This is a genomic window from Pseudomonas koreensis (assembly GCF_036668835.1).
GTDB lineage: Bacteria > Pseudomonadota > Gammaproteobacteria > Pseudomonadales > Pseudomonadaceae > Aquipseudomonas > Aquipseudomonas koreensis_I.
Genome location: NZ_JAZEVW010000002.1, coordinates 553,432 through 573,108, shown reverse-complemented (window position 1 = coordinate 573,108; position 19,677 = coordinate 553,432). Strand labels below are relative to the sequence as shown.

Annotated in this window: 17 protein-coding genes; 6 read left to right on the top strand and 11 right to left on the bottom strand. The window is 61.8% G+C overall.

The genetic code is table 11. The features are described 5' to 3' along the window. The first annotated feature begins 146 nt into the window (after positions 1–146). The 5 genes from V6F91_RS07545 to V6F91_RS07525 all read left to right on the top strand — a co-directional run bounded on the left by V6F91_RS07545 (position 147) and on the right by V6F91_RS07525 (position 4,608). A complete protein-coding gene (locus V6F91_RS07545) occupies positions 147–1,550 on the top strand; it encodes an ABC transporter substrate-binding protein (RefSeq protein WP_332763274.1) in 1,404 nt (467 codons plus the stop codon). Positions 1,551–1,746: 196 nt separating this feature from the next. Beyond that, positions 1,747–2,526: an ABC transporter permease gene (locus V6F91_RS07540; RefSeq protein WP_332763273.1), complete on the top strand. Its 780-nt coding sequence runs from the start codon at positions 1,747–1,749 to the stop codon at positions 2,524–2,526. Then, on the top strand, positions 2,526–3,374 hold the full coding sequence (locus V6F91_RS07535) for an ABC transporter ATP-binding protein (RefSeq protein WP_332763272.1): 849 nt from the start codon (positions 2,526–2,528) through the stop codon (positions 3,372–3,374). The genes V6F91_RS07540 and V6F91_RS07535 overlap by 1 nt, the downstream gene beginning before the upstream one ends. Continuing rightward, positions 3,371–4,333, top strand: a complete 963-nt coding sequence (locus V6F91_RS07530; RefSeq protein WP_332763271.1) for a HEAT repeat domain-containing protein — start codon at positions 3,371–3,373, stop codon at positions 4,331–4,333. The genes V6F91_RS07535 and V6F91_RS07530 overlap by 4 nt, the downstream gene beginning before the upstream one ends. Beyond that, positions 4,330–4,608 carry a DUF971 domain-containing protein gene (locus tag V6F91_RS07525; RefSeq protein WP_332763270.1) on the top strand — a complete coding sequence of 93 codons (279 nt, stop codon included), beginning with the start codon at positions 4,330–4,332 and terminating at the stop codon, positions 4,606–4,608. The genes V6F91_RS07530 and V6F91_RS07525 overlap by 4 nt, the downstream gene beginning before the upstream one ends. A gap of 698 nt (positions 4,609–5,306) precedes the next feature. On the opposite strand, the gene V6F91_RS07520 is transcribed toward V6F91_RS07525, so the two are convergent. The 11 genes from V6F91_RS07520 to V6F91_RS07470 form a co-directional block, all read right to left on the bottom strand. Next, a complete protein-coding gene (locus V6F91_RS07520) occupies positions 5,307–7,811 on the bottom strand; it encodes a fused MFS/spermidine synthase (protein ID WP_332763269.1) in 2,505 nt (834 codons plus the stop codon). Positions 7,812–7,996: 185 nt separating this feature from the next. After that, positions 7,997–9,571: an arylsulfatase gene (locus tag V6F91_RS07515; protein WP_332763268.1), complete on the bottom strand. Its 1,575-nt coding sequence runs from the start codon at positions 9,569–9,571 to the stop codon at positions 7,997–7,999. Positions 9,572–9,644: 73 nt separating this feature from the next. Further along, entirely contained in the window at positions 9,645–10,667 is a 1,023-nt protein-coding gene (locus V6F91_RS07510; protein WP_332763267.1) for an HAD family hydrolase, read from the bottom strand. Beyond that, positions 10,664–11,968, bottom strand: a complete 1,305-nt coding sequence (locus tag V6F91_RS07505; protein WP_332763266.1) for a hypothetical protein — start codon at positions 11,966–11,968, stop codon at positions 10,664–10,666. Before V6F91_RS07505 ends, V6F91_RS07510 begins: the two co-directional genes overlap by 4 nt. 107 nt (positions 11,969–12,075) lie before the next feature. Further along, entirely contained in the window at positions 12,076–13,656 is a 1,581-nt protein-coding gene (locus tag V6F91_RS07500) for a VWA domain-containing protein (RefSeq protein ID WP_332763265.1), read from the bottom strand. A 1-nt stretch (position 13,657) separates the two neighbouring features. Next, complete coding sequence (locus V6F91_RS07495) at positions 13,658–14,650, bottom strand: VWA domain-containing protein (RefSeq protein ID WP_332763264.1); 993 nt, start codon at positions 14,648–14,650, stop codon at positions 13,658–13,660. Next, complete coding sequence (locus V6F91_RS07490; RefSeq protein WP_332763263.1) at positions 14,637–15,236, bottom strand: DUF4381 domain-containing protein; 600 nt, start codon at positions 15,234–15,236, stop codon at positions 14,637–14,639. Before V6F91_RS07490 ends, V6F91_RS07495 begins: the two co-directional genes overlap by 14 nt. Next, positions 15,233–16,168 (bottom strand): DUF58 domain-containing protein, encoded by a 936-nt coding sequence (locus tag V6F91_RS07485; RefSeq protein ID WP_332763262.1) that lies wholly within the window; start codon positions 16,166–16,168, stop codon positions 15,233–15,235. The genes V6F91_RS07490 and V6F91_RS07485 overlap by 4 nt, the downstream gene beginning before the upstream one ends. Continuing rightward, the gene (locus V6F91_RS07480; RefSeq protein ID WP_332763261.1) at positions 16,165–17,145 is read right to left on the bottom strand and encodes a MoxR family ATPase; all 981 of its coding nucleotides are present in this window, start codon (positions 17,143–17,145) and stop codon (positions 16,165–16,167) included. The genes V6F91_RS07485 and V6F91_RS07480 overlap by 4 nt, the downstream gene beginning before the upstream one ends. 24 nt (positions 17,146–17,169) lie before the next feature. Further along, entirely contained in the window at positions 17,170–18,120 is a 951-nt protein-coding gene (locus V6F91_RS07475) for a SphA family protein (RefSeq protein ID WP_332763613.1), read from the bottom strand. Between the two features lie 241 nt (positions 18,121–18,361). Next, complete coding sequence (locus tag V6F91_RS07470; protein WP_332763260.1) at positions 18,362–18,787, bottom strand: YciI family protein; 426 nt, start codon at positions 18,785–18,787, stop codon at positions 18,362–18,364. A gap of 241 nt (positions 18,788–19,028) precedes the next feature. Between V6F91_RS07470 and tpx the strand changes: the two genes are divergently transcribed. Then, positions 19,029–19,529, top strand: a complete 501-nt coding sequence (gene tpx, locus V6F91_RS07465; RefSeq protein WP_332763259.1) for a thiol peroxidase — start codon at positions 19,029–19,031, stop codon at positions 19,527–19,529. The last annotated feature ends 148 nt before the right edge of the window (positions 19,530–19,677 follow it).

Sequence of the window (19,677 nt, the reverse complement as noted above, 5' to 3'; positions counted from 1 at the left end):
GCAGGCTCGCTCCCACATTTCAATTGTGACAACGCCAAGCCATCCGCAAACCCCGGACGCTCGATTTACCGACACCCCTCGTTTCCCACCGCGCCCTGATCGCGGCGGAGACGAACATCCAATAAACGATTCGAGGGGAAACACCCATGTTGCGTGCAGCAATCGCCGGTCTGCTACTGGCTTCGTTCACCGTATCGGCATCGGCCGAAACCATCCGCATCGCCATCGGTACCCAGGACACCACCATCAACTGCGCCGCCGGCGGTTTGTTGATTCGTGAGCTGGGTCTGCTCGATAAATACCTGCCCCACGACGGCGCCTACCAAGACGCCAAATACGAGGTGCAGTGGAAGAACTTTACCAGCGGCGCACCGCTGACCAACGAGATGGTCGCCGGCAAACTCGACTTCGGCGCCATGGCCGATTTCCCCGGTGCGTTCAACGGTGTGGCGTTTGAAACCGCGGGCAAGCACAGCCTGTTCATCAGTGTGCTGTCGGGGAGCATCAAGGGCAGCGGCAACGGCATCGTCGTGCCGAGCGCGTCCACGGTGCAGTCGCTGGCCGAGCTCAAGGGCAAGACCATTTCCGTGCCCTTCGCCTCGACGGCCCACGGCATGTTGTTGCGCGCGGTGGCGGCGCAGGGCTGGGATCCGCTCAAGGACGTCAACATCATCGCCCAGCCACCGGAAGTCGCCGGCTCGGCGTTGCAGGCCGGCAAGATCGATGCGCACGCCGATTTCGTGCCGTTCGCCGAACTGTTCCCCAGCCGCGGTTTCGCTCGCAAGATCTACGACGGCTCTCAGGCCAACGCGCCGACATTTCATGGTGCGCTGGTGGATCAGGCCTACGCGAAGAAATACCCGGAGGTCGTCGTCGCGTATCTGCGGGCGAGTCTCGAGGCCAATCGACTGCTCGCCACCGAACCTGAGAAATACAGCGAGCTGATCGCCAAGGTCACCGGGGTCGATGCCGAAGTCGCGTACCTGTTCCACGGCCCGCTCGGCGTGCAGACCCGCGACCTGAGCTGGAAGCCCGAATATCGCCAGGCCGTCGGCACCGCCATCGACACGCTCAAGCTGCTGAAAAAAGCCGATCGCGGGCTCGATCTCAACGGCTTCATCGACGACCAATACATTCGCGCGGCGTTCAAGGCGTCGAATCTCGACTACACAGCGCAACTGGCTAATTACGCGCCAACGCCGTTGACCGGTGTGGATGCGGCAACTGGCAAAGCGATCACCGACGTCAGTCATGTCGCGGAAATCTGGGTGCGCGGTGAAGCCAAGGTGCGCCGTTATGGCTCGGCTGAATCGGCATTTGGTGCGTTGGCGGCGTTGAAGCAGGAAGGCAAGAATATTCGTGCGGTGTATGCGCAGGCGAGCGACAGCGGGATCAAGTTGCTGGCCGAGCAAGCTTGGTTTGCCAGTGATGCCAAAGGGCGTTTGAGCGCATTTCTGCTCAAGGGGCAGGCGCAGGCATTTGCTTCGGTGCAGGGGGGCAAGGTGTTTGACTTTAACGATGCCACGGCGCAGGTCGTTGCTGCACGCTAAAGATCAAGAGCCCCTCACCCTAGCCCTCTCCCGGAGGGAGAGGGGACTGACCGCGGGGCCGCTCGCTATCGAGCCGAACTCAGTTTTGAAAAACATGGAGATCGGCTCCCTTTCCCCCTCGCCCCCTGGGGGAGAGGGCTGGGGTGAGGGGGTATATCTCAGCCACAACACATATCCAGAATTGGAAACCCGCTCCATGAAAACACCCACACGCTGGATATCAAGAGCCGCCTCACTGCTGCTCTGCCTGCTGTTCTGGCAACTCGCCGCCAGTCACCACTGGAACCTCGGCCTGGTCACGTTCGCCAACGTGCCCACGCCGTTGGCCGTGGTTGAGGCAGCTTTGGGCCTCGGTGACTCCAGCAAGCTCTGGCAGCACCTGACCGCCAGCCTCAGCCGCGTGTTCGCCGGTTACCTCGCTGCACTGGTCATCGGCATCGCCTTGGGCCTGGCCATCGGTCGCTCGAAATGGGCCGAAGACGTGTTGCTGCCACCCTTGGAAGTCCTGCGTCCGATTCCCGCCGTGGCGTGGATTCCGCTAGCGATCCTGATGTTTCCGTCCTCGGAACTGTCGATGGTCTTCATCACCTTCACCGGCGCGCTGTTTCCGATCCTGCTCAACACCGTGCACGGCGTCGAAGGCGTCGACCCACGGCTGATCGCTTCGGCGAAAAGCCTCGGGGCAGGGCGTCGGGCAATTTTGCTCGAAGTGATTCTGCCCGGCGCCGCGCCGAGCATCATTACTGGCTTGGCCATCGGCATGGGCACGTCGTGGTTCTGTCTGGTCACGGCGGAAATGATCTCCGGCCAGTTCGGCATCGGTTACTACACGTGGGAGTCCTACACCATTCAGAACTACGCCGACATTATCGTCGGCATGCTGCTGATCGGCGTGCTGGGCATGGGCAGCAGTTGGCTGATCAAACGCTTGGGCGGCTTGTTCACGCCTTGGCATCGACCACGAGGGAAAGCCTGATGAGCGTGATGCAAAACCCGGAAGGGCGGATCGACATTCGCCAGTTGTCGATCGTGCTCGGTGAAGGCCGCGAAGCCTTTGAGGCGGTGCAGGATCTCGATTGCCAGATCGAACCCGGCCAGTTCGTGTGCATTCTCGGCCCGTCCGGTTGCGGCAAATCGACCCTGCTCGGAGCCTTGGCCGGGCACTTGAGCGCCAGCACCGGCAGCCTGCAAGTCGACGGCGCGGCGGTGTCCGGACCGTCGCCGCAGCGCGGCATGGTGTTCCAGCATCACACGCTGTTTCCGTGGCGCACGGTGCGCGACAACGTTGCCTTCGGTTTGAAGATGCGTGGCATGGGCAAGGCCGAGCGGCATGGCGCGGCCGATGACATTCTCAAACTGGTGGGGCTCGACGGATTTGCCGAGCGCTGGCCCGATCAGTTGTCCGGCGGCATGCAGCAACGGGTGGAAATCGCTCGGGTGCTGGTCAATCGTCCGCGGCTGTTGCTGATGGACGAGCCGTTCGGTGCGCTGGATGCGCTGACCCGCCTGAACATGCAAGAGCTGCTGCTGGATATCTGGACGCGCATCCGGACCACCGTCGTGTTCGTCACCCACGACATCGACGAAGCCCTGTTTCTCGCCGACCGCTTGCTGGTGATGAGCGCACGCCCGGGGCGGATCATCGAAGATCTACGTCTGGATTTTTCTCGACCGCGCACCAGCGATCTGGTCACCAGCGCCGAGTTCGCCCGCCTCAAACGCCATTGCCTCGACCTGCTGCGCCACGACACCGACCGACCGCTGCCGCGCCTCAACCCGCTCGGCTTGCCTCCTGAAAACCCTTTGCCGCGATTTGCCCTATGACCTCTATATTTGCAGTGACCGATATCGATGAAATCCTTGCTCTGCAACCGCGCCTGACCGCTGATGACCCTGGCGTGCGGCGCATCGCCCTGATCGAGCTGGCGGATCTTGAAGAACCGGATGGCTTGCTCTGGCTGGTCGATCGACTTGGCCACGATCCAGCCGAAGACGTGCGTGCCGAAGCTGCGCGATTGCTTGAGGCCTGGGAGGATGAACCGGTCGTGCAGGCGCTGTGCGAGGCGCTGACCGATCCATCGCTGGCCGTGCAAGCGGCTGCCGCGCAAAGCCTGAGCTTGCTCAAGTCTGAAGCGGCGGGGCGGGTGATTCTGCCGTGGACGGTTCATGCCGATGTCAACGTGCGCATCGCCGCGTTTCGTGCCCTGCGTGAGTTGCGTTTTGCCGACGCGGCGCCCGCTGCCGTCGCGGCGCTGAACGATGCCGACGCCAATGTGCGTCGCGAAGCGGTCGGCGTGCTGGGTTGGCTCAAGCAACTCGACGCGCTGCCGGCGTTGGCGCGTTTGGCCAGCGACGATCCGGACACCGAAGTGCGCCGTGCGGCTACCGGAGCGCTGGGTTTGGCCTCCAGTGCCGACGTGTTGCCAGCCTTGCGCCAGGCCTTGCAGGACAGTGCCTGGCAGGTGCGCGAAGAAGCAGCGACGACGTTGGGCAAGGTCGGCCATGGCGACGCCGGCCCGGCGCTGGTCGAGGCGTTGAGCGATGACTATTGGCAAGTGCGTCTGCGCGCCACTCGCAGCCTGGGTCGTTTGCGTTTTGTGCCGGCGCTGGAGGCGTTGATCGATACGCTCGGTCATCGCATCAGCAACCTGCGCAAGGAGGCGGCGCTGGCCTTGGGTGAGTTGAATGATCGTGGCGCTGTGGCGGCTTTGCAGGCGGCGCAGGATGACGGCGATCCGGAAGTGCGCAAGGCGGTGCGCATTGCCTTGAGTCAGTTGCAATGAGTCCTTTGGCGGTGGTCAATTCGCAGCGTGAGCGGACCTTGAGGTTGAGCTGGCCGGATGGGCGTGAGTCGGTGTTGGGGCATGCTCAACTGCGGCGGCAGTGTCCGTGTTCGCAATGTCGTGCGTTGCGCCTGCAGGGGGTTACGCCGCTGGTCGATGATCGTGTGCGTCTGGTTGAGGTGAATGGTCAGGGGTATGGGGTGCAGTTGGTGTTCAGTGATGGGCATCAGCGGGGGATTTATCCCTGGGATTATCTGCTGGGTGCTGATTTTTGATTTGGGTACATATCCGTTGCTTCGGGTGTTGCGGCTGGCGGTTTCGCCTGACGGCGACTTACTTTTTTTCAAACGCCAAAAAAAGTAAGCAAAAAACGCTTGCTCCTACGTTCGGCCCTCGCAAGCTCGGGTCCCTTCGCTGCGGGATCGATCCGGGCGCAGCGGCTACGGTTTGCTGCGCTGCACCTCCTTCCGCTGTGTACGACTTCGTCGTACGGTCGCTGCGCTCCCACGCCCGGATCAATCCCTACGCTCAGCCTTCCGACGTCGCCGGTGAGTCAAAAGCAAGATCAAGGGCACTCGAGCTAACGCTCATTGTTGAGTGGTTAGAAGCGCCGCATGGTTTGAGATCTTCGGTGGATTCGCCCCTCATCGGAACGCCGCCCGCCCAGCCCTCTCCCGAGGGAGAGGGAGCCGATTTTGGTTGGCTTCGAGACTTGCATTCGACTCGGTATCTCAAGTCGGCGTAACTCTTCCAAACACCACAGTCAGTCCCCTCTCCCTCCGGGAGAGGGCTAGGCGGGCGGCGTTCCGATGAGGGGCTTTTGACTTTCGACTATTTCAAGCTTTAGCCTGAACCACCGCGACCGCCAGCAGGTTGGCTCCCAAAGTGAGTTTTCTGTAGCCCCAAGCCTTGCCTTCACCGCGAAATCTGTGGGAGCCAGCCTGCTCGCGATGGCGATCCAACAGGCGCCGCATCACTGCCCGACAAACCAGCGAAAATAAGGATTCCCGCCATCCCCCTGCATGACCTCGCGAATGTCCCGCGCCCAGGCGTCGCGATCACCGTCATAAGCGTGCAGGCTCGCCCGATAAAATTGCATCAGGCGCTGGCGGTGCGCTTGCATGCGTTCGGTGAATCCGCCATCAGCATTCACCAGTGGCGGCGGTTGGTACAGGTCGAGCAAGGCCGGTAGCACGCGGGTGATTTCCTGGCTGCGCACCCACGGTGCGTATTCGATGCGGGGTTGATCGTCGGTCACGGCCGGGGCGTCGGCGGCGAAGCGTTCGAGGCCGGCGCGGTCGGTGACCCAGGTGGCGAGCAGGGCGGCGGCGGAGCCGATGCCGACATCCTGCAAGGTGCTGCGCACGCTGTCCTGCTGGAAACGTGCGCTGATTTTTGCCGCGTCCAGGGTCATGGGTTGCCGCGAACCGACCAGCAGCATTTCGTGGAATTCGCTGGTCCACAATGAGGCGTAGGGGAACACATCGAGGAAGCTGCGTACCAATGAGCGCGAGTCGTCGATGTTCTGCGTCGGCAGCGGCAGCCATTGCGCAACGATGCCCTGGTTTTGCAGGCGGCTGGCGGCCAGTTGGTAGAAGTCGCGCGAATACAGGTTGACCACTCCGGCGGCTGACGGCGGTGGCGGTTCGAGGGTGATCAGGTCGTAGGTCTGCGCGCTGCGCAGCAGTTCCTGGCGGCCGTCGCGCAAGCGCACATCCACGCCGGGGTCGCTGGCGGCGTTGAAGTTGCCTTTGAACAGCGGCGCGGCTTTGACCACGGCAGGTAACAGCTCGGCAACTACCCGGTGTTGCAGGCCCGGATAGCGCAGCAGGGCGCCGGCGGTAATGCCGGTGCCGAAACCGATCACCAGGGTCGAACGCGGTTCGCCGTTGTGGATCAGCAGCGGCAGCAGTGCCTGAATGCGCATGTAGCGCAGCGACGGCATGGCATCGCCGGTGTTGGATACGCCTTGAATGTACAAACGGTGGAAGGTGTTCGCGCCGCGACCTTGAGCGACGACTGCGACGGTGCCGCCACGGCCTTCTTCATAGAACGCCAGGGTGCCATTGCGTGCACCGGGCAGCAGGCTGGCGAGTTTGTCGACCGGGGTCAACAGCGCCACGGCCACCGTCACCAGTCCCAATGCCACCACGGCCTGACGCCGGCCTTTCTTGACGTGATGCCCTTTGCGCACGGCGATGTAACCGATGCCTGCGGCGATAATCGCCAGCAGGCCCAAGGTGCGCACCAGACCCAGCCAAGGGATCAGCAGAAAACCGCAGAGCATCACGCCGATAATCCCGCCCAGCGTATTGAACGCCACCACCGCGCCGACGTCCCGGCCGACGCGCTGCTGGCCGACACTCAAACGCAACGCCAACGGAAACGCAGCGCCCAGCAACAGGGTCGGCACAAACACGATACTCAGCGCCGCCACGGCAAAGCGCGCACTCATTCCGGCCAGTTCGCTAACCCGCATGCTCAACAACCAGGTTTCTGCCTGACTCTGTGCCAGCACCAGCCAGCGCCCGAGCAGGGCGATTTCCAGCAGCGCGACCAGCCCGGCGCCGGCAATCAACAGGCCGAACACGCCCCACGGATCGCGGATGCGCTCGACGCGGCGGGCGAGTAGGGCGCTGCCGATGAATAATCCGGCCAGATAGGTCGCCAGCACCACGGCGAAGGAATAGGTGCGTGTGCTCATGAACTGCACGATCGATTGTGACCACACCACTTCATAACCGAGCGCCACGCCACCGGCGACGGAGTACAGCCACAGCGCGGTGTGGTCCGGAGCTTTTTCAGCGTGATGTTTGATGACGGCTGGCACAGCGGCTGGATGCTGGCGGGCGAACCACAATGCGCCGGCCGCCGCGAGCAGGTTGAGCATTGCCGCAAACAAGGCACTGCCGCGTACGCCGAGACTGGCGATCAGCACAAACGCGGCGAGCAAGGTACCGACGATCGCACCCAGTGTGTTTGCCGCGTACAGCTGGCCGCCAGCCTTGCCCGGATCGTGGGCCAGTGCGCGCACCAGCACCGGCAAGGTGCCGCCCATCAGCACGGCGGGAATGCCAACCAGGGTGAACGGCAACAGCCAGGCGAACACGCCGACCCAGGTCTGCAGCCAGGCAAACGCACTCGCCGCAACACCCATGGCGACAGTCGTGCCGACCGCCAGGATCGCCACCAGCACTTCCAGCCCGGCATACAGCAACAACGGTTGCGCCACGCGGTCGGCCCAGCGCCCGAACAGCCAGCCGCCGATGGCCAGCCCAGCAAAAGAGGCGCTGATGCCCGTGGTGATCGCATACACCTCGACCCCGACCACCAGCGACAACTGCTTGATCCACAGCACTTGATAAACCAGCGCGGCGGCACCGGAGATGCACAGCAGAATGGCGGGGATGCGCAGGGTCACCGAGGCGCTGGGCGAGGCGGGTATGGCCGATGGCTTGCTGGCGATACGTGTGGACATTGCGGGGACCTTATTTCAGAAATCAGCAACTGCACGGGCGTCATCGCTAGCAGGCTAGCTCCCACACTGGACTCCCATAGGTCACGAATCCCTTGTGGGAGCTGGCCTGCCAGCGATTGGGCCGACACGGTTGCAGATCAATAAAGAGGGCCGCCCGCCGACGAGGGCGGGCGGCGATGCAGCGTTTACTGGGCTTTTTTCATTTTCTCCTCGATGCGCCGGTCTACGTCCGCACGGATCTGATCGATGCTGAAACTCGCCGGGCGCTGGCTCGGCGGATAATCGACAAAGGTCTGGAGGAACTTCGCCGAGCGCCGGGTACCGTCAAAGATCAGATAATCGTTTTTGGTGAGGAAGTCGTAATACTGGTCCGACACGACGTCGGCACGTTCATACGGGTCCATGCGCAGGTTGAACATTTTCGGCACGCGCAGGCACACGAACGGTTCGCTCCACACCTGCAAACCACCGGGAGCACGTTGCTCGCAGAACACGATCTTCCAGTCGTTGTAGCGCATGCCGACCAGCTCGCCATCATCGTTGAAGTAGTAGAACTCGCTGCGTGCGCTCTTGTCGGTTTTGCCGGTCAGGTAATCCAGCTGGTTAAACCCGTCCAGATGCACCTTGTAGTTTTTCCCGCCCAGGTCCGTGCCCTTGAGCAACCGGTCCTTGATGTCGGTATCGCCTACCGCCGCGAGCAAGGTCGGGAACCAGTCGAGGCCCGAGACCATCTGCGTCGACACTTCACCCGGTTTGACTTTGCCCGGCCAGCGAATCATCGCCGGAACCCGGTAGGCGCCTTCCCAGTTGGAGTTCTTCTCGTTACGGAACGGCGTGGTTGCCGCGTCCGGCCACGACCATTGGTTAGGGCCGTTGTCGGTGGTGTAGACCACGATGGTGTTGTCGGTGAGCTTCAGGTCATCAAGGGTTTTGAGCAGCTTGCCGACGTCGCCGTCATGCTCGAGCATGCCGTCGGCGTAATCGTTGCCGATCATCCCGCTCTGGCCACGCATTGATTCGCGAACGTGGGTGAACGCGTGCATGCGTGTGGTGTTCATCCAGACAAAGAACGGCTTGTCCGCCTTCGCCTGTTTCTCGATGAAGGCCTGCGCGGCCGCGGTGGTTTCGTCGTCGATGGTCTCCATGCGTTTTTTGTTCAGCGCGCCGGTGTCTTCGATCTTGCCATCGGCAAAGCTGTGGATCACGCCGCGCGGCGAGGCTGCCTTGACAAACTCGGCGTCATCCTTGGGCCAGTACGGGCGCTCCGGCTCCTCTTCGGCGTTGAGGTGATAGAGGTTGCCGAAGAACTCGTCGAAGCCGTGATTGGTCGGCAGGTATTCGTCTTTATCGCCCAGGTGGTTCTTGCCGAACTGGCCGGTGGCATAGCCTTGGGCTTTGAGCGCCTGGGCAATGGTCACATCGCGGGCCTGCAAGCCGACCGGCACGCCGGGCATGCCGACTTTCGACAGGCCGGTGCGCAGCGGCGTCTGCCCGGTAATGAACGAGGATCGCCCGGCCGTGCAGCTGTTTTCCGCATAGTAGTCGGTGAAGATCATGCCTTCTTTGGCGATACGGTCGATGTTGGGGGTCTTGTAGCCGACCACGCCCATGGAATAGGCGCTGATATTGGTCTGGCCGATGTCATCGCCGAAGATCACCAGAATGTTGGGTTTTTCAGCCGCTGTGGCGGTTGCCGACAACGCCATCACCGAAGCCGCCATCAGGGCGAGCTTCGGTAGCCACTTGCGTATGCGAGTCATATGACTTGCTCCTTTCGCGGGGGTGGTTGTTTTTGCGACAAACGTTTATTGCAGTCCTGCAGCACGCTTTCTCTTATTGCACCTGCTCGGTGGCCAGCGGTTCGAACGGGTAGATACGCCGCCATTCGGCAGCCATGTCGACCACGGTCCAGCCGCGGGATTTCGCTTCGTCGAGGGCCAGGTCGAGCCGGCCAATACTGGATTGGCGGTCATAGGCCCATTCGCGTTTGGCGTCGGTGTGATGCACCAGCCCCATGAATCGTTTGCCCGGCCCGGCAGCGGTCCACTGCAACATCTGCAGGTCGCCGTCGGAATTGCCGAAGGCCAGGATCGGGCGTTTTCCGATGACCGCGTCGATGCTTTCCGGCTTGCCGGGGCCGTCGTCGTTGTGCGCCAGTTTCGGCGTGCGCAGGATCGAGGCCTTGCCGTCCTTGTACTGAAACGAGGTGATGAAGGTCGTGCCGATCACTTGCTCGGGCGGGATGCCGTAGACCTTCTCGGCAAACGCGCGCATGAAGCCAGTGTCGCCGCCGGAAACGATGTAGGTCTTGAAGTCCTGCTTGCGCAGGTAATCGAGCATCTCGAGCATCGGCTGGAAGATCATTTCGGTGTACGGCTTGCCGGTCTTCGGATGGCGCGCCTGGCTGAGCCAGGTTTTCGCGTAGTCATCGAAGGCCTCGGTGGTCATCCCGGTGTGGGTGGCGCCGACGATTTTCAGCACGCCTTCCATGCCGGTTGCGGCCAGCGCTTTGTGATCGCTTTCCAGTACCGCTTTGAACGGTTGGGTAGTTTTCCATTCCGGATGCTGCGCCGCGGTGCGCTTGATTTCATCGAAGGCAAACAGCAGTTCGAAGTAGGCGGGCTGCTCACTCCACAAGGTGCCGTCGTTGTCGAACACGGCGATCCGGTCGGCCGGTTTGACGAAGTCCTTGCTGCTCTGGTCGGTCACGGCCTGGACAAATTCGATGATGCTTTTTTTCGCCGGCCCTTCCTGCCACGACGGCAGGGGCTCGCTGGCCTGGGCCAGCAACGGCAGGGCCAGTGCAAGCAGCAAGGCGAGTCCGAAACGTTGGCGGTACAGCATCGGGTTCGTCATGGGAAATCCTTCTCGTGAACGGGGTTGAGCGGACGTAGCGCCGAGGCCCTTTTTACCTGCTGCTGTTCGGCCTGACTTTGAAGCGTAGTCAAGGATTGGCGCAGTTGAACAAGTGTTTGCTCAGTGGTCGGTTGACGTCCGTAAAGTCCGCGTAAGAGTCCTTGTAAACGCGGCCCGGCCTCGACCAGTTTCAGCCCCAGGCGACTGCGCCGCAGCCACAGATACAGGGCGCTCAATTGCGCCGGGCGGGCTTGCAGCTGGCCATCGATTTGTTGCCAGGCGAACGCGGGGGATTGCAGCCACGCCATCTGCCTGGCGTGTCTGCGTGCCTGCCAGCGTTGCCAGGCGCGGGTGAACCCAGGGCGCAGCAGATAAACGGCGCTGATCACCGCGACCAATGCGCTCAGCCAGAGCAACCAGCGGGTGGATAAACGCAGTTGATCGCGACCCAGTTGCTTGAGGTCTTCGGTGATTGAAAATACCGGTTGATGAGCGCTGTTCGCCACTGCCTCGAAGGTGACCGCCGGGACTTGTGCGCTGCGCAGTTGTTTCGCCGTAGCGTCCCACCATTTCATCTCGATCGCCGGCAATGTGTACGAACCGGCCTGATCGACACGGTAGCTGACGCTGTCGATGCGTTGACCACCGAGGATATTGCCGCGACCGTCGTCCATGGTGCTGACTTGTGGGGTTTGCACATAGCGACTCAGCCCACTGACATCGCCAGGTTGAGGAATCGGCAGGCTCATCGCCAACGCGCCGTCCGCTTGCAGGGTCAACCGCCGGTTGATGCTGTCGCCGACTTTCAGCGGCGTGGCCGAATGGACGATTTCTTGCGTGAAGCGCAGCGCCGTCGCTACCAGCGGCGCTTCACCCTCGGCAAAGCCTGGCGGCCGAGTAGCGTTGAACTGTACCGGCTGGCTTTGTGCGCTGAGTTCAGCACTGGCCTGGCCGGGCGTGGCGCGCACGGTCAGCGCCGGAATAGCGAAGGTTTGTGCAACGTTCGGCGTGATCAGATAGCGGTAGCGCAGGCCACTGAAGGCCACGCCGTCAAAGGTCTGATTGAGATGCTGCGCCTCACCGCCCGGAGGCGTGACCAAGGCACCGTCGAGCTTGAGATCGGGCAGGGTGGCAGCGCTGGTGAACCAGGTGTCGGTGAGGACGTCGAGTTGCAGTTCGACCAGGCCACCGACCATTGCGCCTTCAGCGGGTTGCAGATGGGCCTGTACTTTGAGTTGGGGCTCGGCGGCCAAAGCCTGAAGTGTGAACAGGCAGCTCATCAGCAAGATCGGTAAAGTCATAGCGATCCGACGGCCGCTATCGCCAGCAGGCTGGCTCCCACAGTGAGATTGCGGTGAATGGAGATCCAGTGTGGGAGCCAGCCTGCTGGCGATGGCCGCGACTCGGTTCATGGCCCGGCCTCCTGCTGATCCTGCAACCTGAATTTCTGTCGCAAGAACTTCGCCGGCGAGGTGGTCAGGTTTTGCAGCCACAGCGCATCGGACGCCGCTTGTTCAGTCTTGATCGCTTTGCTCTGGCCCTTGCCCGGTGCCTTGTCGAATTTCACTTCGTCGGGTTTGGTTTCTGGCGCATTCTGCTCGGCGCTTTCGGTATCTTTCAGCAGCGCCTGCGCGAGGGCCAGATTGGCCGTGGCTTCGGGGAACTGCGGTTGCAGTTTCAAGGCCTGGGTATACGCGGCGATGGCCTGATCGAACTTGAAGCGGCGCACGTAGATATTGCCCAGATAGAAATACGCCTGCGGTGTGCCCAGTCGCGCAAAGGTCGCCAGTGCGAGGTCGTAATCGGCGGCGCGATACGCCGCAATGCCTTTCCAGTATGGGTCGATAAACAACGCCGCCGCTTGCGGCAGATGATCGTGTTCGAAGGCCCAGCGGCCCTGCTGATCGTGGGTGAAAAACGCGTCGGTCAATGCGTTGGCCTGCACCGGCGCTGCTGGCCAGCCCAACCCTGCAGCCAGCAACATCGCCGGCAGCCAGTTGACGCTCCAGCCCTTGCGCACGTTGAACAGTGCCAGCAACAACAGCGGCCAGCACAGCCAGTAGCCAGTGTCCTTCCAGTGCAATTCGCGCTGCTCGGCGCTGCTGGTCTGAAAGTGCCGTTGCGCGTGCAATTCGATCCAGTCCAGATCGTCGTTGTTGAGGGTCAGGCTGCCCAGCGGTGCATCAACCGCAGACGCCAGTTGTTTGAGCGCGGCCTGATCGAAGCTGCCCAGCACCGGGCGCCCGTTGCCATCGCTGCGCGGTTGGCCGTTGGCGCCCTGAATGACGCCGCCGTCAACACTGCCGACCGCCAGTACCAGCACCTGCAAGGCGCTACCGTGCAAACGCTGATCAAGCCCGTCGAGTGTCGCGGTGTCGGCGCCATCGGTGAGCAGCAGCAGGGTGCCGGGTGTTTTTTCCGCGTCGAGCAAGCGTTTCGCCTGATCGATCACGGCGCCAACGTCTTTGCCCGGTTTTTCGATCAATCCCGTGCTCAGAGCCTGGATGAACGTATCGAGCAACGCCGGATCATCGGTCGCCGGCAACACCAGATGCGCACTTCCGGCGTAGGCAATGAGTGCGGTACGCGCACCGGCGCGGCGCAGGATCAGATCGTGCAGCTTGTGTTTAACCGCCTCCAGCCGGGTTGGCTGCACATCACTGGCGTCCATCGACGGCGACAGATCCACGGCGATGATCAGCGGTGCGCGGTTTTCCAGAAAGTCCGGGCGGTCCTGTTCCCAGGTCGGCCCGGCGGCGGCGAGCGCGCCGAGGATCAACAACGCGCAGAGCCCATGCACCGGGCGCAGGCGCTGGTGATCTACAGGCGTGACCAACAAATGCGCCAGCAGGTGTTCGGCGATCTGTCCGCGCAACCGCCGTTGCAAGTCGCGGCCGCGGCGCCAGAGCAGCGGCAAAAAACCTGCAAACAATGCGAGCAGCAGCCATGCCGGGCGCAGGAAATGCAGATCGCTGAGGTTGATCTCCATCTCAGGCCTCCTCGCGCTGACGAGCGAAGGCCAGCCGAACCCGCAGCAGGGCGCCGAGGTGATACAGCGCCAGGATCAGCAGCGCGGCCGCCAACGGCCAGTAAAACAGCTCGCGCTGCGGCTGATGGCTGAGGGTTTTCACCTGATGCGGCGTGAGACGATCGAGGGTGTCGTAGACCTGATTCAGCGCGTTGCGGTCTTCGGCGCGGAAGAACTGACCACCGGTGCTCTGGGCGATTTGCTCCAGCGCTGGCAGATTGACCTTGGCCTCGCCGGATGCGCTCGGGTCGCCAATGCCGATGGTATGGATGATCACGCCTTTGCTTGCGGCCATTTGTGCCGCGTGGTCCGGGGTGATCGCGCTGCTGGTGTCATTGCCGTCAGTGAGCAGGATCAGCACTTTCTCCTGTTCGTGGGCCTGATCCAGCAACTTGAGACTCAAACCAATGGCATCGCCAATCGCCGTGTTGGGGCCGGCCATGCCGATGCCAGTGTCGGCGAGCAGCAGTGACAAACTGGCGTGATCGAGGGTCAGCGGCGCCTGCGGATAAGCGCCGCTGCCGAACACGATCAGGCCGAGGCGATCATCCTTGCGCTTGTCGATGAAGCCTTGCACGACGTCTTTGACTGCTGCAAGGCGATTGATTTTCTCGCCGTTGGCATTGGTGAAATCTTCGGTTTCCATCGACTGCGAGAGGTCGATCGCGAGCATCAGGTCGCGCACCGGTTGTTGCCGTTCCAGAGGCTTTTCGACAAATACCGGGCGCGCGGCGGCGAGCAGGATCAGCGCCCAGACCAACAGGTTGAGCAGCAGTTGCGAGTGATTGCGGCGGCTGCCGACAGCTCCCGGTGCTTCGCCGACCGCGCGGCTCATCGCGGCAAAGAACGGCACGCGCACGGCGCTGCGCGCTTCGTTGTAGGCGGGCAGGTAGCGGTAAGCCAGCCACGGCAGCGGCGCCAGCAGCAACAGCCATGGGTAATCAAGCTGCCACATGGTGATGCTCCACCCAGTATCGGCAGATATCGAAGAGCGCCTGACGTTGCGGTGCAGGCAGGCCGCGCAGGGTGTCGTCGGGGGCGTAGGCGAGTTGCGCGAGTTGGAAGCTGAAGTCGGCGGGGAGTGGTTTTTTACTGTGGCGTTGCAGGAAGGCTTGCCAGTCGTCCTGTGTGAGCGCCGCAACACCCTGTGGGAGCGAGCCTGCTCGCGAAAGCGCTGTGTCAGTCACTGCAGTTCTGGAATGTGCCGGCCTCTTCGCGAGCAAGCTCACTCCCACAGGGATCGGGTTCCAATTTTGCGATCGTGTGGGCATCGACAGCGCCACGCGCTTGAGCAGTTCCGGCAGTTCGCGCATGGCATTCAAATCATTACTGCGCTCACGCAGCTGCGCCAGTCGCGCCAGGCCTTCGCGTCGATAAGCGTCTCTGCGCCATTGCCAATAACGCCGCAAGCCGACAAGCAATGCGGCGAGCATCAAAATCACTAGCAGCACCCACCAGCCCCACGTCTGCGGCGCGTAGCTGACGGGCGCCGGCAAGCCCAGCTCCCTGAGCTGGTCGATACTGGGGATGTTCGGGTTCACCGCCGTGCTCCGGCGCTTTTGCCCAGTTCGGCGCGCAACTGTTCGTGCGCGGTTTTGGCGCTGCTGAACATCATCAGCGGCACCTGACTGCGGCGCAGCAGACTCGCGACGTCTTGCAGGCGACCGCTGAGAAAATCCCCCAACGGCTGGCGTACGTTGCGCTTGTCGACCGCCAGCTCGACCTGCAACTCGCCCTGAGTGACCAACAGTCGGCCATCGTCCGGCAGCTTCAGCGCCAGCGGATCGTAGACCTGCAAGGCGATCACATCGTTATGCGCCGCCAATTGCCGCAGCAGTTGCAGGGTGCGCGGGCCAGCACCGGCGAAGTCGCTGACGATGCAGATCAGATGATCATGCCCGGCCAGTGCAAGGCAGCGTTGCAGGGCGGTGTCCAGTTGCGCTTCGTCTTCGGCGTCGGGGTTGCTCGCGTTCAGCGCTTGGTTGTGTTCGGCGATGCGGCTGAGCAACGCCTCCACCCGTTTGCGGCTGCGCAACGGCGCGATGCTGTCGATGCGCTGATCGTTGAACACCAGCCCGCCGACCCGATCGCCGGCATTGAACACCATCCACGCTGCCAGTGCCGCCAGTTCGGCGGCGAGGGCGGATTTGAAGCTGCGCTGCGAGCCGAAGAACATCGACATGCGTTGGTCGACCACAATCAGCGCCGGGCGGTCGCGCTCCTCGGTGAAGGTACGCACCACCGGTTTACCGGTGCGCAAGGAGGCGCGCCAGTCGAGGTGACGCAAGTCATCGCCGGGCTGATAGCGGCGCAGCTCATCGAAATTCAAACCACGCCCGCGCAGCCGCGAGGCATGATTGCCGGCAAGAATGCTGCCGCGTGGCTGACGAGCAAGAAAACTCAGGTCACGGGCCTTGAACTCCAGCGCCATCAATTGCGCAAGAGACACGTAGACCAGCCCGTCGGTGTTCATGCCGGAATCGCGACTTTGTCGAGAATCCGGTCCAGCACCTGATCGGCGCTGACGCCATCGGCGACAGCGTCGTAACTCAGTTGCAGACGATGACGCAGCACCGGATGCACCACCGCGCGCACGTTGTCCGGGGAGACGAAATCCTGCCCCTGCAACCACGCATCGGCGCGCGCGCAACGGTCCAGACCGATACCGCCGCGCGGGCTGGCGCCGATGGCGATCCAGCGTGCGAGGTCTTCGTCGTAATCGGCGGGATAGCGGGTCGCGTTGATCAGGTCGATCAGGTAGCTGTCGATGGCCGGCGAGACATGCACGGCGCTGACTTCCTTGCGCGCCGCGAAAATCACTTCCTGAGCGAGATTGAAACCCTTGGCTGGCGCGGTACTCGCGCCTTGGGCGAACTCTTCGTTACGCAGCAATCGCAGCACCTGACTTTCGTTTTCGGCGCTCGGATAATCGAGCAGCACCTTCATCAGGAAACGGTCCATCTGCGCTTCCGGCAGCGGGTAGGTGCCTTCCTGCTCGATCGGGTTTTGCGTCGCCACCACGATGAACAGTTCCGGCAGCGCATGGCTGTTGCCGGCCACGGTGATCTGCCGTTCCTCCATGGCTTCGAGCAGCGCTGCCTGGACCTTGGCCGGGGCGCGGTTGATCTCGTCGGCGAGAATCAGGTTGCCGAACAGCGGGCCGGGCTGAAAACGGATTTCGTTTTTGCCCTCGACCTGATGCAGCACCTCGGCGCCGGTGATGTCCGAGGGCAGCAAATCCGGGGTGAACTGGATGCGGCTCATTTTCGCGTCGAGGTGTCTGGCGAGTGCTTTGACCGTGCGGGTCTTGGCCAGGCCGGGCAGGCTTTCCAGCAGCAAATGGCCGTTAGCCAAAAGGCCGAGCAGGATCTGCCGGATGACTTGATCCTGACCGAGCACCGCTTCGGCGATGCTGGCTTGCAGGGCGTTGAGGTCGCTGAGCGCGGTCATGAGGACAGTCCTTTGTGGCCGGGTCTAGAAAAATGCCAGGGTCAGGTTGACGCTGAAGCCGTTGCCTTCGGGGCGGTTTTTGGTGTCGAACTCCGGCACCCAGCGCGCACTGATGTTGGCCTGGGCGTCGGCGAATTTGCCGGACCAGCCGATTACCGGGCCGGCGCCGACCGAGCGGCCGCGATAGCCGTTGAAGACGTCGGCCGTCTGGCCTTTGTCATCGGTCAGTTGCTGGATGTAGCCGGCGGCGATACCGGCGTTCCAGCCGTTGCCGAAACCGTGGGTCCACAGTGCGTCAAGGGTAAAGAGGTTGCCGTTGCGGTAGTCGGTGGCGTCGTTCTCGGTATAGAACTCCAGTCCGCTGGACAAGGTGAACTCGCCGCCCTTGCCGTCGAGGTGGGTAAAGGCCACGGTTGGCATGAAGGTGTAATTGTTCTGTCCCGGGTTGGCCAGGCGATCCTTGTTGTAGGCGCCGGTGGGCACGTAGATGGGCAGCGAAAACGAGATGTGATTCAGCTCATCGAAGTGGTAACCGGCGGCAATCGGCGTGATCAGTGCGTCGGCGAATTGGGTGCCGGAATCGCTGTCACCCAATGTGCGGCCGCGCGGGCCGGTGATACTCGCTTTGATGTCGGTGTATTGCACGGGAACGCCGATCGCCGAAGCGTAATTCCACGGTCCTTTGCCGGTGTCCCAGACGTGGGTGAAGTTGCCCATGGTGTAGGACACTTTCATGTCGATCCCGCCGCTGACCGAGCCGGAAATCGGTGCACCGTTACTGCCTTTCAGCGAGCCGTCGTACCAGATGCTGGTGAGCGACATGACCCAGCCCGGCTCGGGCGGAACGATCCCGGCGTTGGAAAACACCTGCTGACCGGTGATCGGTCGGCCAACGCCACCCTCTGCTGCGTAAAGCAGAGGACTGCCGATCATGCACAGCGCCAGCAACGGGCGCATTACCCACGGCTTGAACATCGGCCACGCTGCGTCGTCCCGCCCGCGCTGAAAATCAGTAATCCTGGCTCGACTGCAGATCATTTCCCGATTCCATGGTGTGTTTCAGGACAGCCGGGTGCTGTTTCGCCGCCCCTGCATGTTCCCGTTCTTTATCAAGCCTGTAGGACAGGTTCTTCTGAAACTAGCAGCAAATCGGGGGTTAGCCAGTCGAAGGGATTAATTCCTTGGTGTATGGGGGACAACGCACATAGCGAGCTCGTCAGGTCTTTTTCGCCTGCTCGCGAATACGCTGTTCTTGCTCACGCAATGACGGTGTCAGGTGTTCGCCGAAGTCGTCAGCAGAGAAAATCTGCCTGATCTCGATTTCAGCCTCGGTGCCCGGCATCGGGTTGGGGCAGCGCTTTACCCATTCGATGGCTTCTTCTTTCGATTTCACCTCCCAGACCCAATAGCCAGCGATCAACTCCTTGGTTTCGATGAACGGGCCGTCGATTACCGTGCGTTGGTCGCCGGAAAAACGCACGCGCGCGCCTTTGCTGCTTGGGTGCAGGCCATCGGCTTCGACCAGAACGCCGGCCTTGGCCAGTTCTTCATTGAAATTGCCCATCGCGCTGAGCAGTTCTTCAGTTGGCATCAGACCGGCTTCGGAATCGGCGCTGGCTTTGACGAGGATCATGAAACGCATGGCGGGTGCTCCTGAAAAAAGGGGAGGTTTCGCTAGCTGGTCGAATGGCGCAACGCTGAATCGACACCATTTCATGCAACACCGCAAAAAACTCCTACAAGGGGATTGGCGCTGGGTTGTATACAATTTCCCGTGCTCGCCCCCAACAGTTCAACGAAGGGTTTAGCTCGTCAGGCCATTTCATGGTTAACTTCCGCCTCTTGCATGCTTTCCAATCAAAAACATCAGAAGGACTCAAGTCATGGCTCAAGTCACCCTTAAAGGCAATCCGGTTCAAGTCAACGGCCAGTTGCCACAAGCCGGTTCCAAGGCGCCAGCCTTTTCTCTGGTTGCCGGCGATCTGTCTGACGTCACCCTGAAAGACTTTGCCGGCAAGCGCAAAATCCTCAACATCTTCCCAAGCGTCGACACCCCGACCTGTGCCACCTCCGTGCGCAAGTTCAACGCTCAGGCCAATGACATCAACAACACCGTGGTGCTGTGCATTTCCGCTGACCTGCCGTTCGCCCAGGCGCGTTTCTGCGGTGCCGAAGGTCTGGAAAACGTGAAGAACCTTTCGACCCTGCGCGGCAGCGAGTTCATCGAAAACTACGGCGTAGCCATCGCTGACGGCCCGCTGAAAGGCCTGACCGCCCGTGCCGTGGTCGTGCTGGACGAGAACGACAACGTTCTTCACAGCGAACTGGTCAAGGAAATCGCTGAAGAGCCAAACTACGAAGCGGCACTGTCCGTTCTCAAGTAAGGCTTTTACAATTGTTAACGGCCTGGCCCTGTCCAGGCCGTTTTCATTTGTGTATCAGGGTTTTGCCTCACACCTTGAAACGTAAGTGCAAGGTAAATTGCCGGTAAAGCTGCTTTGCTTAAATCCAGTCAGTGCTTATCGTTCAGCC